This is a genomic window from Elioraea sp., from assembly GCF_022842375.1.
GTDB lineage: Bacteria > Pseudomonadota > Alphaproteobacteria > Acetobacterales > Acetobacteraceae > Elioraea_A.
In genome coordinates this window covers 1-13,321 of the sequence record NZ_JALHPR010000053.1, presented here as the reverse complement: position 1 = coordinate 13,321, position 13,321 = coordinate 1, and the positions used below count along the sequence as shown (strand labels likewise).

Below are 13,321 nucleotides of genomic sequence, written 5' to 3'. Positions count from 1 at the left end.
GGATGTGTAATCACAAGAAGAGCGCCACTGGAGTGGCGCGCTCCCAGCCATGAGCTTCCCTCTCGCAGCGCCACCATTTTCTCAGCATCGTGGTGCGCGCCGGCGTGCTGGGGGTCTCCTCAGGATGAGGACTTTGCCGGACCAGCCAAAGTTACGTCAGCGCCACAGGAGTGGCGCGCTCCCAGCGCATGACGCGCTCTTCCATCGAAGTCGGCGCCTGATGGGGCTCCCGCTCAGTACCGCACCTCCACCCGCCTCCGTTCCGCGATGCTCGCGTGGTCGTCGTACTCCTTCTTGGTCGAGCGGTCGGGCAGCTCGACATCGGCGTGCTTCACCTTCTTGTAGGGAATCCTCGACAGGATGTGCGAGATGGCATTCAGCCGGGCGCGCTTCTTGTCGTCGGAATGCACGATGTGCCAGGGCGAGTCCGGCGTGTCGGTGTGCTCGAACATCATGTCGCGCGCCTTCGAGTAGTCGTACCAACGCTTGTAGGAGGCGAGGTCCATGTCGGAGAGCTTCCACTGGCGCAGGGGATCCTCGATGCGCGCCCTGAAGCGGCGCTCCTGCTCCTCCTGGCCGACCTCGAGCCACAGCTTGATCAGGCGCGTGCCGCCGTCGATCAGGAACTTCTCGACCACCGGGCAGATCTCGAGGAAGCGCCGGTGCTGCTCCTTGGTGCAGAAGCCCATGACGTACTCGACGCCGGCGCGATTGTACCAGCTGCGGTCGTAGATCACGATCTCGCCGCCGGCCGGCATGCGCTCGATGTAGCGCTGCATGAACATCTGCGTCTTCTCGCGGCTCGACGGCGCGGGCAGCGCCTCGACGCGGAAGGAGCGCGGGCTCACCCGCTCGGTCAGCGCCTTGATGGTGCCGCCCTTGCCGGCGGCGTCCCGCCCCTCGAAGATGATGACGACGCGTTCCTGCGATTCCTTCAGCCATTCCTGCAGGTGGCACAGCTCGATCTGGAGCTTGTGAAGCTCCTTCTCGTACTGCTTGCGCTTCATCTTCTCCGGAGCGTCGTTGGCCATGTCGTGTCTCCCCTTGAACGCCTTGCGCGGTGGGCACATGTCCCGTGTCCCTCCCCGGTCATCGGGGGAGGTCCCCCGTCATGCGGGGCGGAAGGGGCAGGCCTCACGCGAGATTCATGGAGTTCCGACGTCGGCCTCTCATGGATCTCGTCCGGGTCCCCGCCTCCGCCCCGCATGACGGGGCACCTCCCCCGGTCAGGGGGAGGAAAACGCACCGTGACCACGCCGCAGCTTTCACATAGAAGTCTGATCGCCTGCGAGACATCACGCAATCGTAACGAAGCTCCCTAAATGTAACCGGAGCGTGGCCGGAGCGTTTGACCCAGCGCAAGGCGGGCGGCCACCAATCGCCTATCCGATCCCTCAGATTCTTCCTCGAGCTCGGGAGTGCACCATGCCAGCGGACCCGCACAGCCAGACGCCGGTCGACCAGACGCCCGCCCGCCACCCGTCCGCCAGCCAGATGCCCGCCAGCCAGATCTCCGCGGGCTGGGGCCTGACCTTCGCCCAGGATTACTGGATCGACGCGTGGCAGCGCACCATCCTGACCCTCGATACGCTGCGCCAGCGCGGCAACACGTCGCTCGAGCGCAGCAAGGCGGACGCCCCGCACGTGCTGGGTTTCGCCTTCGAGCTGGTGGTCGACGGCCGCACCCTGCCGCGGCCGGTCAACTACATGCTGGTGCGCATCGTGCCGCCGGAAGGCACCCGGATCGATCCCGGCAAGCGACCCTTCGTGGTCGTCGATCCGCGCGCCGGGCATGGACCGGGCATCGGCGGCATGAAGCACGACAGCGAGATCGGCGTGGCGCTCGCCGCCGGCCATGCCTGCTACTTCGTCGGCTTCCTGCCCGAGCCGCAGCCCGAGCAGACCATCGAGGATGTGTGCACGGCGGAAGCGCATTTCCTGGAGGTCGTCGCCCGCCTGCATCCCGACGCCGACGGCAAGCCGGTCACGGTGGGCAACTGCCAGGCCGGCTGGCAGATCATGATGACCGCGGCGATCCGGCCCGATCTGTTCGGCCCGATCCTGCTCGCCGGCTCGCCGCTCTCCTACTGGGCGGGCGTGCGCGGGGCCAACCCCATGCGCTACCTCGGCGGGACCATGGGCGGCACGTGGCTCACCGCCCTGTCGGGCGACCTCGGCCACGGCATCTTCGACGGCGCCAACCTGGTCGCCAACTTCGAGGCGCTGAACCCGGCCAACACATATTGGCAGAAGCCCTACGGCCTCTATTCCAAGGTCGACACCGAGGCGTCGCGCTTCCTCGAGTTCGAGACCTGGTGGGGCAGCCCGGTGCTGCTGAACGCCAAGGAGATGCAGTGGATCGCCGACAATTTGTTCGTCGGCAACAAGCTCACGTCGGGCGAGATCCATACCTCGGACGGCCGCCGCGTCGACCTGCGCAACATCCGCTCGCCGATCATCGTGCTGTGCTCGCACGGCGACAACATCACGCCGCCGCAGCAGGCGCTGGGCTGGATCACCGACCTCTACGAGGAGGATGCGGAGATCGTCACCAACGGCCAGACCATCGTCTACACGCTGCGCCAGTCGATCGGACATCTCGGCATCTTCGTCTCCGGCAAGGTGGCGACGCGCGAGCATGCCGAGCTCGCCTCCTGCATGGAGATGATCGATCTGCTGCCGCCCGGCCTCTACGAGGCGGTCATCACCGAGGTCGACGACGGGACCGTCCATCCCGAGCTGATCCACGGCAGGTACCTGTTCCGGCTGGAGGCGCGCTCGCTCGACGACATCCGCGCGCTCGGCAACAACGACGCCGAGGATACACAGCGCTTCGCCACCGTGGCGCGCGTCTCGGAGATCAATCACGGCCTCTACGCGGCCTTCGCGCGGCCGGCGGTGCAGGCGATCGCGGGCCTGCGGTCGGCCGACATGGCGCGCCAGACGCATCCCAACCGGCTGCGCTTCGCGATGTTCTCCGACCAGAACCCGGCGATGGCGCCCGTCGCGGCGCTGGCCGAGAGCGTGCGGGCCGATCGCAAGCCGGTCGCGGCCGACAACCCGCTGCTCGCGATGGAGCAGATGGCGTCCAGCATGATCACCACCTGGTGGGAGGGCTATCGCGTGGCGCGCGACGCCATGACCGAGGCGGCGTTCGTCACCGCCTACGGCTCGCCGTGGCTGCAGGCGATGGTCGGTCTCGCCGCCCCCAACGGCTCCAGCCAGCCGCACCGCCGCATCGAGCGCGATCTGGCGCGCGAGGCGACGGCGGCCCATGCCGAGGCCGAGCTCGCCACCCGCTTCGAGGTCGGCGGGCTGCCCGAGGCGGTGGCGCGCGCCGTGATCCATGTCCGCCTGCCGCAGAAGACCGTCGACGAGCGCGGCTTCAGCGTGCTGCAGGCGCTGCGCAAGCTGCAGCCGGCCAATCGCCGGCTGGGCGCCGGCGAGGTCAAGGCGCTGTTCCGCGACCAGTTCCTGCTGCTGCGCCTCGACGAGGAGCGCGCCGTCGCGGCGATCCCGCGCCTGCTGCCCGACGACGCGGCGCTGCGCCACAAGGGCTGGCAGGCGATCCACGACGTGCTGCATGCGAGCGGCCCGCCGCCGGAGGAAGGTCGGAAACGATTGCGCCGCATCGCCGCGCTGTTCGGAGTACCCTCCCCGGATGCCTGACACCTCAGCCCCGCCGCCGCGCGCCCACGCCAAGTACGACCGCCTGATCGAGGTCGCACGCAAGCACGAGCCGATGCCGACCGCCGTCTGTCATCCCTGCGACGCCGTCTCGCTCGAGAGCGCCGTCGAGGGCGCGCGGCTCGGCCTCCTGAGGCCGATCCTCGTCGGCCCGCCGGCGCGCATCGTCGACGTCGCGTCGCGCCACGGCTTCGACATCAGCCCGTTCGAGCTGGTCGCCTCGCTGCACAGCCACGATTCGGCGGCCAAGGCCGTCGAGCTGGTGCGCAGCGGCCGCGCCGAGGCGCTGATGAAGGGCAGCCTGCACACCGACGAGCTGATGGCCGCGGTGGTGTCGCGCGACAGCGGCATCCGCACGGCGCGCCGCATCAGCCACTGCTTCGTGATGGACGTGCCGAGCCATCCCGAGGCGCTGATCATCACCGACGCCGCGGTGAACATCGCGCCGAACCTCGAGGACAAGATCGACATCGTGCAGAACGCCATCGATCTGGCGCAGGCGCTGGGCGTCGGCGAGGTGCGCGTCGCCATCCTCTCCGCCATGGAGACGGTCAACCCGCGGGTGCCATCGACCATCGAGGCGGCAGCGCTGTGCAAGATGGCCGACCGCGGCCAGATCACCGGCGCCGTGCTCGACGGCCCGCTGGCGCTCGACAACGCGATCAGCCTGGAAGCCGCCGCCATCAAGAACATCGCTTCCCCGGTGGCCGGCCGCGCCAACGTGCTGGTCGTGCCCGACCTCGAGGCCGGCAACATGCTGGCCAAGAGCCTGTCCTTCCTGGCCGGCGCCGACGCCGCCGGCGTGGTGCTGGGCGCACGCGTGCCCATCATCCTGACCAGCCGCGCCGATTCGCTGACGACGCGACTGGCCTCGTGCGCCGTCAGCGTCCTGGTCGCCGCGGCGAGGCGTGCCAGCGCCGCGGCGGCACTCGCGTGAGGCCATCTGGACAGCAGGGTGTTCGCCTATCCATTTACGCCGTCATCCCGAGCGGAGCCGAGCGCAGCGAGGCGCAGTCGAGGGACCTTTCTTGCTGCGGCGAAGAAAGGTCCCTCGACTACGCCACCCTCCGGGCGGCTCCGCTCGGGATGACGGCGTAAATGGATAGTCGAACGCCCTGCTCCGGACAGGACGACACACAGGCAAGAACCCCGAGGGAATCGTGACCGAACCCATCCGCCCCGTCCTCCAGGGCCAGAAGGCCCTGGTCGTCGGCATCGCCAACGACCAGTCGATCGCCTACGGCTGCGCCCGCGCGTTCCGCGAGGCCGGCGCCGAGCTCGCCGTCACCTGGCTCAACGCCAAGGCCCGCCCCTACGTGGAGCCGCTCGCCACGGCGCTGGAGGCGCCGATCGCGCTGCCGCTCGACGTCTCCCAGCCCGGCCAGCTCGAGGCGGTGTTCGCCGAGATCGGGCAGCGCTGGGGCAAGCTCGACATCCTGGTGCACTCCATCGCCTTCGCCCCGCTCGAGGACCTGCGCGGCGGCCTGCTCGATTGCTCGGCCGAGGGCTTCGCCAGGGCGATGGACGTCTCCTGCCACTCCTTCGTGCGCATGGCGCGGCTCGCCGCGCCGCTGATGAAGGACGGCGGCACGATGTTCGCCATGAGCTACTACGGCGCCAATCGCGTGGTGCCGAACTACAACGTCATGGGCCCGGTCAAGGCGGCGCTCGAGGCGTCGTGCCGCTACCTCGCCTACGAGCTGGGGCCGCGCGGCATTCGCGTGCACGCCATCTCGCCCGGCCCGCTGAAGACGCGCGCCGCCTCCGGGCTCAAGGATTTCGAGCTGCTGCTGAACGAGGCCGCGCACAAGGCCCCGCTCGGCGAGCTGGTCGACATCATGGATGTCGGCTGGACCTGCGCCTATCTCGCGACGCCGTTCGCCCACCGCATCACCGGCGGCACCGTCTACGTCGACGGCGGCGCCAACATCGTGGCCTGACGTGCCGGCCCCGGAGGCAGATCCCGGCTGCGTCGCCGTCCTCAACGCCGGCTCGTCGAGCATCAAGTTCGCGCTCTACGAGGCGGGCGCGGACGGCGCGCTGCTGTTCCACGGCCAGGTCGAGCGGCTGGGCGGCGCGGCGCGGCTCGCGGCGTCCGACCGGACGGGCAGGACCGTCGCCGAACGCGACTGGCCCGAGGGCGCGCTCGACCATCGTGCCGCCACGGCCGAGATTCTCGCGCTGGGACACGGGTTGCTGGCCGGCCGCAGGGTCGCGGCGTTCGGCCATCGCGTGGTCCATGGCGGCGTCAAGTTCGCCCGGCCGACCCGCCTCGATGCCGGCGTGCTGGCCGAGCTCGAGCGGCTGGTGCCGCTCGCCCCGCTGCACCAGCCGCACAACCTGGCGCCGATCGAGGTGATCGCCCGGGAGGCTCCGCACCTGCCGCAGATCGCCTGCTTCGACACCGCCTTCCACCGCAGCCAGCCCGCGCTCGCCCACGAATTCGGCCTGCCGCGCGCGCTCACCGACGAAGGCGTGCGGCGCTACGGCTTCCATGGTCTCTCCTACGACTACGTCGTGACGCGCCTCGCGGAGAGCGAGCCCGGCCTGGCCGGGCAGCGGCTGGTCATCGCCCATCTCGGCAACGGCGCCAGCCTGTGCGCCGTGCAGGGCGGCCGCAGCGTCGCCAGCACCATGGGGTTCACCGCGGTCGACGGCCTGATGATGGGCACGCGCAGCGGCACGCTCGATCCCGGCGTGCTGCTCTAACTGATGGCCGAGCACGGCTACGACGCCAAGCGCCTGGAGGACCTGCTCTATCGCCGGTCGGGCCTGCTCGGCGTGTCGGGCATCGCCTCGGACATGCGCACGCTGCGCCGGTCGGGCGAGCCCGCGGCGGCACATGCGATCGAGCTGTTCGTCTATCGGATCGTGCGCGAGATCGGCTCGCTGGCGGCGGCGCTGGGCGGCATCGACGCCCTCGTCTTTACCGCTGGCATCGGCGAGAATGACCCCGCCACCCGGGCCGAGGTGGTCCGCGGCTGCGCCTGGCTGGGCTTCGCGCTCGACCCGGCGCTGAACGAAGCCGGCAACGGCCAGCGCCGCATCAGTGCCGCGGGGACGCGGCCGGTGCTGGTCGTGCCGACCGACGAGGAACGAATGATCGCCCGCTACACCAGCGCGGCCGTGAAGCAGAAGGGAGAGCAGGCATGACCAAGATTCTCACCGTCAAGGAGCTGCAGCAGAAGATCGCGCTCGCCGAGTCGGCGAAGGCGTCGGCGGCGCTGAAGGCGCACGAGGCGGCCGAGCACGAGAAGCGCGAGCTGCTGGACCGGATGACCAGGCCGTCCGGCCTGAGCGACGACGAGATCGTCGAGAAGGCGTCCATCATCGTCAACCGTGCGGTCGAGAACGGCCTCACCTCGGTGCAGGTGTATCGCTTCCCCCACACCCTGTGCACCGACAACGGGCGCGCCATCAACCAGGCCGAGCCGGGCTGGGAGAACACCCTCACCGGAGTCCCCAAGGAAATCTTCGAGTTCTGGAAGCGCCAGCTCCAGCCGCGCGGCTATCACATCCGCTACGAGATCATCGACTATCCCGGCGGCATCCTGGGCGACGTCGGCGTGACCTTGAGCTGGGGGTGACGCGGGTTTCTTCAGCCGACGGGCAGGCCTGCGCGCCGGCCGAAGGATCGCTCCGGCGCCGCACCGCGGCGGCGACATGCCGGTTCGGGGCGCGGTCGGTGCTCCCTCGCACGCTCGCCACTTACACGACGAGCGCGCGCTGAACCGGAAGGCGGGAGGCCGGTTCCCACGCCGGCCTCGCCGCTTCCGCTTCCCACACCTCGGCGGAGCCTCATCGGCTGCCACCACCCACGCACCGAGGCTCCGAAAGTAGTTTGCACCTGGGGCGCAAACGAGGCAGCGGCCGCGCCGTTCAACGAGCAATTCGCCCGGTTCGTCGAGTCGATGGTCGTGGGCCGGTGCAACGCCTCTCTCGCGGACGTGCCATGCCGATCAGGGCGAGGAGGGTCTCCACAGCTCGATGACGGCCGGCACAGGACATCGGTCGAGCAGCCCCTACAGGTTCGACCGCGTTCTTGGTGGTCCCCGATCAGACGCCCAGCAACCGTCGCTGATGCGCGGTGAGCTGCGTGTGGCCTCTGATCGCTTGCTGGATGCGGGCTATCAGCGTGGGCGACAGGCGGCCCAAGTGCCTGTTCGAATCGGCCAGCGCTGCCACCCATTCGTGGGTCGGCATGGGGACCGCATCCGTCGTGTCGATGTAGGACGAGTGCGAGACGACGTGGCATTCATGGCGCGATACCTCGACCGCGTGCAGGCGCGCCCGGCGGGCTCTCGGCGGCTCGGAGTTGATGAAGAACACCTCCGCCTTGCCCGGATCGATGCAGATGCAGAGCTTGTCGTGGGGTTGGCGCGGGATGGCGGTGAAGACCCGCACGATTTCCCACGTCTGCATCAGGCGAGCTCGAAGGCGGCGCGCTCCCTCAGCTCCTCCACGAACGCCGAGCGATTCTCGAAGGTGCTCGGAACGAGCTTCTCGTAATCCATGATGGGGTTGTGCAACCCGGACTCCCAAGCCTCGCGAAAGGCCGGCTCCTCATGTGCTATGTCGCGAATCTTGTCGAACGGCATTTTGCCGTAGGTCGCGAGCGCACCCAGCAAAGCGGCCTTCTCGCCTTCGGAGAGTGCTGGATAGTCCGCGCGGCACTGCTTCTCGCCGACGGTCACCTCGCGCTTGTTGCCGTTCGAGGTGATGGTGACCCACTGGGCGAGCTCCTCGTTCACCGCATCGGGCAGGCCCGCATCGGCCTTGAGCATGTCGTATATGACGGACGGCACCGGCCCATGCTCCAGGGCGACGTATTCGTCGCCCGAGATCGGCCTGCCCCAATCGAGCAGATGCTCCTTGTCGGCGAAGAAGAACACCTTGCCGATGTAGTACTGCGTGATGCGCGGCTGAGTTGCCGCGAGAAGCGCAATGCCCTGAATGCACTTGTCGTAGTTCACGCGAAATCGAAGCATAGAAGGCTTCGCCAACGGCCCATCCGGCATGCCGATAGTCTCCTTCCTTCAGCCGCAACTATAGCTGCACAAGGTGGGCTAGGTCCAAGCGGGGCTCAGCGGCCGCTCGAAGACGACCTCGTCTTTCTCCTGGCCTTTGTCGGTCCAGCCGTTCAGGCGATAGAATCGCTCGGCGCGGCTGCCGGGCTCCGTGGTGAGCCTCGCGACCGCGTGACCGGCTCGCCGCAGATCCTCGCAGGCGAGCGGCAGCAGCGCGCGGCCGATACCGCGGCCCTCGTAGTCGGGATGGACGAACAGCGCGAAGATCGTGCCGTCGCGCGGGTCGGCGGCAGAGAAGCCCTGCACCGCGCCATCCTGCTCCCACACCCAGAAGGTGCCGTTGTCGTAGAGCCAGCGCGCCGTGTCCGCTACCCGCGGAACGCTCCCCGGCGACAGCCGGTTCTCGCGCACGGCCTGGCGCACCTCCGTGATGCGCGGCGCATCCGCGATCGTTGCCTTGCGAATCATGCCGCTCCTATAGCGCCAGGATCCCGTCCGCGACATCCCCTCCCGCCATCGGCCTTCGCGAGGCAACGCAAGGCGGCCGATCGCATTGAGCCTCCAGAAAAGGTGCCCGAGGCCGACTTCGTCGACCGGCGTGGCCCATTCATCGAGACGCCGCGCCGTCTTGACAGGATATCGGCCGGCGGCCACAGGACGCTGATGGCCATCCAGCTCACGTTGCGTCCCGGCGATCGCCTTCCCGACTTCGCGCTGCCGGGCCTGGACGGAAAGCTGCGCAAGTTCGTCTGGTCGTTCACCGGTGCGCCGGTCTGCCTGATCGCCGTCGAGGACGTTGCCAGCCTCGACGCCGGGCAGCTCGCGGCGCTCTGCACCACCTGCGCGCTGTCGGCGGTCGTGCCGGTCGTGGTCGCGGGCAACAGCGTGGACAATGCGGCGGCGGCGTGGGCCCGGCTGGCGCAAGGCGAGCGCGACGCGCCGCTCCTGCTCTGCGACGCCGAGCGCAAGTTCCTGCCCGCCCTGCTGGCACAGGGCAGCGGCGGGCTCGGCTTCGGCGGCGGCGGCCTGCTGCGGCTGCGCGTGATCGTGCTCGATCCGAACCAGCGCGTGGCCGCGACCTTCGACGGCCGCGCCCTCGTGGCGGCGAACGAGGCGATGGCAGCGCTCGCCCGCTCGGTGCGCGCCGACGGCGGCGCCGGCCAGCTTCTCCAGACGCCGATGGCGCCGGTGCTCGTCCTGCCACGCGTGTTCGAGCCGGAGTTCTGCACCCAGGTGATCCGCCTGTGGAGCAAGGGCGATCACGCCGACAGCGGCGTGTCGAGCCGCTACGGCAATGTCAACGTGGCCGAGCTGAAGCGCACCGAGGACTACACCATCGTCGAGCCGATGATGCTGAAGGCGATCTCAGATCGCTTGGCCTACCGCATCGGCCCCGAGCTCACCAAGGTGTTCGCCTTCGACCGGCAATTCACCTTCGACTCGCATGTCGTGCTGTCCTACTCGGCCGAGGGCAGGCATTTCTTCGGCGCCCATCGCGACAACGGCGCGCCGACGACGGCCGACCGTGCGTTCGCCGTGTCGCTGAACCTCAACGACGATTTCGAGGGCGGCGAGCTGATCTTCCCGGAGTACGCCGCCGTGCGCGTCAGCCCGCCGCTCGGCGCCGCCGCCGTGTTCTCCTGCTCCCTGCTGCACCAGGTCCTGCCGGTGACCCGCGGTCGCCGCTTCGTGCTGACGACATTCTTCCGGCAGAAGTAGGCCGCCCTCTCCGACCATCCTTCACCCTCATGTCTTCCTGAGCCTTTCATGTCATCCTGAGCGCAGCGAAGGATCTCATCGCCAGAAGGTCCAAAGCACTCTTGTGGCCGGCGGCAATCAGGTCCTTCGCTGCGCTCAGGACGACAAGAGAATCCATCGATTGAAAAGGCGCCGCGTTCACGCCCTCGCCGGCAGCGGGTCGTTGACGCCGTCGAGCGGCCAGATGGGGCGGCGCAGGCGGGTGAATTTCAGGCGACCGAGGTCGGGCGAGCAGATGCCGCCGGAATCGACCACCATGACCTCGCGGGCGATCGGGCCGTAGGCGGCGCGGAAGTGCTGGACGCTCTTCACCACCACGACGCTCTTCGCCGTCGGGTCGATGCCCTGGCTGAGGAAGACCTGCAGGTCGATGGTCTGGATGCGGCGCGAGATCGTGACCACGTCGATGCCGCCGATACGCAGCACCGCGGTCGGCCCCATGACGGTCTCGACGCCGGCGTTCATCGGGCCGTCGTTCTTGAAGACGCCATCGGACAGCAGCCTTACCAGGGCGCGGGCCTTCACGGGGGCGCCCATCGTCGGGTCGGTACGGCCGCCCAGGCTGACGTCGATCTCCGCGCCGACGCCCGCCTGCACGGCCTGCTGCACCGTCGCCGGATCGTAGATCGTGCCGAACGCCACGTTCCCGATCCCGGCGTCCAGGAGTGCCTGCAGCACCGGCGTGGTGTCGTTGTAGCCACCGCCCCCGGGATTGTCGGTGCCGTCGGCGATCACCAGCGGACCCTGCTTGCCCGCGCCTCGATGGCCGGCGCCGGCGCGCGCGGCGGCGATGCCGTCGGCGATCGAGCGGTAGTCCTTCACCGCCCCTTCCTCGCGGCGGCGCCACATGTCGTCGATCAGCTCGTGGGCGATGGCGCGGGCGCGGGCCTCGCTGCCTGGCTCGTGGGTGACGGCGATCGACGGGCCGGTATAGGGAATGTCGGCCCAGGTGAAGCCCGCCTGGATGCTGACGACGTCGATGCCGGGCTGCTGCTCGAACCGGTCGGCCTTGGCCAGCAGATCGAGCATCAGGCCCGGCTTCGTGGTGCGGCCGTGCTCGGCGCCTTCCAGCATGGCGGGCTGCACCAGCAGGCAGCGCGGCTTCCGCTTGCCGTCCATTGCCTGCTGAACCAGCGCTGCTGCCTGCGTGGCACGCTCGTAGCCGTCGATGTGCGGATAGGTGCGGTAGCTCACCAGCGCATTGGCGTTGCCCGCCATGCGCCCGGTCGCGTTGGCGTGCAGGTCGAGCGTGGTGGCGATCGGCACGTCGGGCCCGACGACGCCGCGCAGCAGCTCGAGCAGCGCGCCCTCGGCATCGTCCTCGGTCTCGCTCACCATCGCGCCGTGCAGCGACAGGCAGACGCCGTCGAGCCTGCCCGCCGCGCGCGCCACGCCGACGATGCGATCGCGGATGGTCTCCCAGCATTCCCGCGTCAGCTTGCCCGAGGGCGTGGCGTTGGCCGCGCCGCCCCACACCGGCTGCCAGCCGTATTCCTTCGCCGCATCGATGTAGCCGCCGATCTCGTTCCGTGTGCCGGCGAAGTGCGGCACCATCGCCTCGCCCTCGATCAGCCAACGCTTGCGGTAGTCGTCGAGCGTGGTCGGCAGCATCGAGAAGGTGTTGGTCTCGTGCATGAACTGCGCGATCAGGACCCGGTACGCCATCGTCGGTCCCTCGCCTACAGCTTCGCCGTCTTGAGCCATTCGGCCTGGCCTTCCTCGCCATCGACGCCCATCGATTCGAGGAAGCGGCAGACCATCATGTAGTAGCCGATGGTGAGCGTCAGCTCGACCAGCGCACCGGGCGAGAGCAGGGCCGCGACCGGCTTCAGGGTGCGGTCGGAGGCGCGCACGTTGCGCACGACGTCGTCGGTGTAGCGCAGCACGGCCTTGTCGTTGTCCGTGAAGGCCGGCGCCTCGATGGTGGCGTCGCGCAGGGCGGCGATCTTGTCCTCGGGAACGCCGACCTCGCGGGCGATGCGCTCGTGCTGGAACACCTCGTAGGCGGCGCGGCTCAGGCGGCCGACGCGCAGGATCGCGAGCTCGCGCAGCCGGGCATCGAGCTCACAGCGGTGCAGCAGCGCATTGCCCATGCGCGTAAATCCTTTGATGCCGCTCTCCGAGTTGGCCAGCATGCGGTAGATGTTGAGGTGCGGCCCGAGCTTGTGCAGGAACTCGGCGTGCCGGCCCTCGGCCTTCTCGACGTCGTAGTACGGAATGCGCGACATGATCTCCCCTCCGATTTCCCCTCCCCAAGCTTCGCTTGGGGAGGTGTCCGCGCCTGCCCTGAGCGAAGCCGAAGGGTCATACGCCGACGGAGGGGTCATGAGTCACAAAGGCAACGGTGCCGTGGCTCATGACCCCTCCGCCCGCGATTACGCGGACACCTCCCCACGCGAAGCGTGGGGAGGCGAACGAGGGCGACCTTGTCAGATCAGTCCGCGCCTCACCAGCGGATTGAGCCAGCGGCCGATGGGGCCGGTGAGCACGATCGGCTTCTCGAGGACGATCAGTGCGATGCAGGGGTCGCCCGGATCGGCGATCGGCTCGTGCTGCTCGGGTCCCGGGCCGACGGCAAAGTCGCCGACACCGTAGTTGCCCGTCGAATCGGTATAGCCGCCCTGCAGGACCACCGTGTACTCGGTGCCTGAATGGCGATGAATCGGCAGGCCACGGCCGGGCGCCAGGCGCAGCAGCGACACGCGGTGCGTGTCGCCCGGGAGGCCGAGTCGGATCTCCTCGAAGCCGCCTACGGCGCGCCGCCAGGCCGCAGCGGACCCGAGGTGCCGCAACAACGGCGGCGGCGCCCACTCGAAGCCGGGGCGGCGCGTCGCCTGCCCATGCGGCTG

General features: G+C 69.1%; 12 protein-coding genes and 1 pseudogene. 6 read left to right on the top strand and 7 right to left on the bottom strand.

The features are described 5' to 3' along the window. Positions 1 to 233: 233 nt before the first annotated feature. A complete protein-coding gene (gene ppk2 / locus Q0C38_RS22455) occupies positions 234 to 1,031 on the bottom strand; it encodes a polyphosphate kinase 2 (protein ID WP_291299373.1) in 798 nt (265 codons plus the stop codon). A 394-nt stretch (positions 1,032 to 1,425) separates the two neighbouring features. Here ppk2 and Q0C38_RS22450 point away from each other — a divergent pair, with 394 nt between their 5' ends. The 5 genes and pseudogenes from Q0C38_RS22450 (at position 1,426) to Q0C38_RS22430 (ending at position 7,274) form a co-directional block, all read left to right on the top strand. Beyond that, positions 1,426 to 3,669 (top strand): DUF3141 domain-containing protein, encoded by a 2,244-nt coding sequence (locus Q0C38_RS22450; protein WP_291299372.1) that lies wholly within the window; start codon positions 1,426 to 1,428, stop codon positions 3,667 to 3,669. After that, the gene (locus Q0C38_RS22445) at positions 3,662 to 4,624 is read left to right on the top strand and encodes a phosphate acetyltransferase (protein WP_291299371.1); all 963 of its coding nucleotides are present in this window, start codon (positions 3,662 to 3,664) and stop codon (positions 4,622 to 4,624) included. The genes Q0C38_RS22450 and Q0C38_RS22445 overlap by 8 nt, the downstream gene beginning before the upstream one ends. A 223-nt stretch (positions 4,625 to 4,847) precedes the next feature. Further along, on the top strand, positions 4,848 to 5,627 hold the full coding sequence (gene fabI / locus Q0C38_RS22440) for an enoyl-ACP reductase FabI (protein WP_291299370.1): 780 nt from the start codon (positions 4,848 to 4,850) through the stop codon (positions 5,625 to 5,627). Next, positions 5,530 to 6,840: pseudogene (locus Q0C38_RS22435) on the top strand (acetate/propionate family kinase). The gene fabI and the pseudogene Q0C38_RS22435 overlap by 98 nt, the downstream one beginning before the upstream one ends. After that, positions 6,837 to 7,274: a hypothetical protein gene (locus tag Q0C38_RS22430; protein WP_291299369.1), complete on the top strand. Its 438-nt coding sequence runs from the start codon at positions 6,837 to 6,839 to the stop codon at positions 7,272 to 7,274. The pseudogene Q0C38_RS22435 and the gene Q0C38_RS22430 overlap by 4 nt, the downstream one beginning before the upstream one ends. Before the next feature lie 469 nt (positions 7,275 to 7,743). Here the strand turns inward: Q0C38_RS22430 and Q0C38_RS22425 are convergent, their stop codons facing one another. Genes Q0C38_RS22425 through Q0C38_RS22415 form a run of 3 tightly spaced genes read right to left on the bottom strand, consistent with a single transcriptional unit; the run spans position 7,744 to position 9,182 of the window. Next, positions 7,744 to 8,109 (bottom strand): hypothetical protein, encoded by a 366-nt coding sequence (locus Q0C38_RS22425; RefSeq protein WP_291299368.1) that lies wholly within the window; start codon positions 8,107 to 8,109, stop codon positions 7,744 to 7,746. After that, positions 8,109 to 8,705: a Panacea domain-containing protein gene (locus Q0C38_RS22420; protein WP_291299367.1), complete on the bottom strand. Its 597-nt coding sequence runs from the start codon at positions 8,703 to 8,705 to the stop codon at positions 8,109 to 8,111. The genes Q0C38_RS22425 and Q0C38_RS22420 overlap by 1 nt, the downstream gene beginning before the upstream one ends. A gap of 48 nt (positions 8,706 to 8,753) precedes the next feature. Beyond that, complete coding sequence (locus Q0C38_RS22415; protein WP_291299366.1) at positions 8,754 to 9,182, bottom strand: GNAT family N-acetyltransferase; 429 nt, start codon at positions 9,180 to 9,182, stop codon at positions 8,754 to 8,756. Between the two features lie 195 nt (positions 9,183 to 9,377). Between Q0C38_RS22415 and Q0C38_RS22410 the strand changes: the two genes are divergently transcribed. After that, on the top strand, positions 9,378 to 10,433 hold the full coding sequence (locus Q0C38_RS22410) for a 2OG-Fe(II) oxygenase (RefSeq protein WP_291299365.1): 1,056 nt from the start codon (positions 9,378 to 9,380) through the stop codon (positions 10,431 to 10,433). Positions 10,434 to 10,610: 177 nt separating this feature from the next. Here the strand turns inward: Q0C38_RS22410 and Q0C38_RS22405 are convergent, their stop codons facing one another. From Q0C38_RS22405 to Q0C38_RS22395, 3 genes are all read right to left on the bottom strand, one after another. Continuing rightward, positions 10,611 to 12,137: a M81 family metallopeptidase gene (locus Q0C38_RS22405; RefSeq protein ID WP_291299364.1), complete on the bottom strand. Its 1,527-nt coding sequence runs from the start codon at positions 12,135 to 12,137 to the stop codon at positions 10,611 to 10,613. Positions 12,138 to 12,151: 14 nt separating this feature from the next. Continuing rightward, positions 12,152 to 12,700: a carboxymuconolactone decarboxylase family protein gene (locus tag Q0C38_RS22400; RefSeq protein ID WP_291299363.1), complete on the bottom strand. Its 549-nt coding sequence runs from the start codon at positions 12,698 to 12,700 to the stop codon at positions 12,152 to 12,154. A 201-nt stretch (positions 12,701 to 12,901) separates the two neighbouring features. Next, positions 12,902 to 13,321 (bottom strand): cupin domain-containing protein (locus Q0C38_RS22395; RefSeq protein ID WP_291299362.1); only part of this gene is annotated, 420 nt, incomplete at its 5' end.

Bases quoted from the DNA above. Each gene is read 5' to 3' on its own strand.
- ppk2 (WP_291299373.1), bottom strand. From the start codon at position 1,031: ATGGCCAACGACGCTCCGGAGAAGATGAAGCGCAAGCAGTACGAGAAG.
- Q0C38_RS22450 (WP_291299372.1), top strand. From the start codon at position 1,426: ATGCCAGCGGACCCGCACAGCCAGACGCCGGTCGACCAGACGCCCGCC.
- Q0C38_RS22445 (WP_291299371.1), top strand. From the start codon at position 3,662: ATGCCTGACACCTCAGCCCCGCCGCCGCGCGCCCACGCCAAGTACGAC.
- Q0C38_RS22430 (WP_291299369.1), top strand. From the start codon at position 6,837: ATGACCAAGATTCTCACCGTCAAGGAGCTGCAGCAGAAGATCGCGCTC.
- Q0C38_RS22425 (WP_291299368.1), bottom strand. From the start codon at position 8,109: ATGCAGACGTGGGAAATCGTGCGGGTCTTCACCGCCATCCCGCGCCAA.
- Q0C38_RS22420 (WP_291299367.1), bottom strand. From the start codon at position 8,705: ATGCCGGATGGGCCGTTGGCGAAGCCTTCTATGCTTCGATTTCGCGTG.
- Q0C38_RS22415 (WP_291299366.1), bottom strand. From the start codon at position 9,182: ATGATTCGCAAGGCAACGATCGCGGATGCGCCGCGCATCACGGAGGTG.
- Q0C38_RS22410 (WP_291299365.1), top strand. From the start codon at position 9,378: ATGGCCATCCAGCTCACGTTGCGTCCCGGCGATCGCCTTCCCGACTTC.
- Q0C38_RS22405 (WP_291299364.1), bottom strand. From the start codon at position 12,137: ATGGCGTACCGGGTCCTGATCGCGCAGTTCATGCACGAGACCAACACC.
- Q0C38_RS22400 (WP_291299363.1), bottom strand. From the start codon at position 12,700: ATGTCGCGCATTCCGTACTACGACGTCGAGAAGGCCGAGGGCCGGCAC.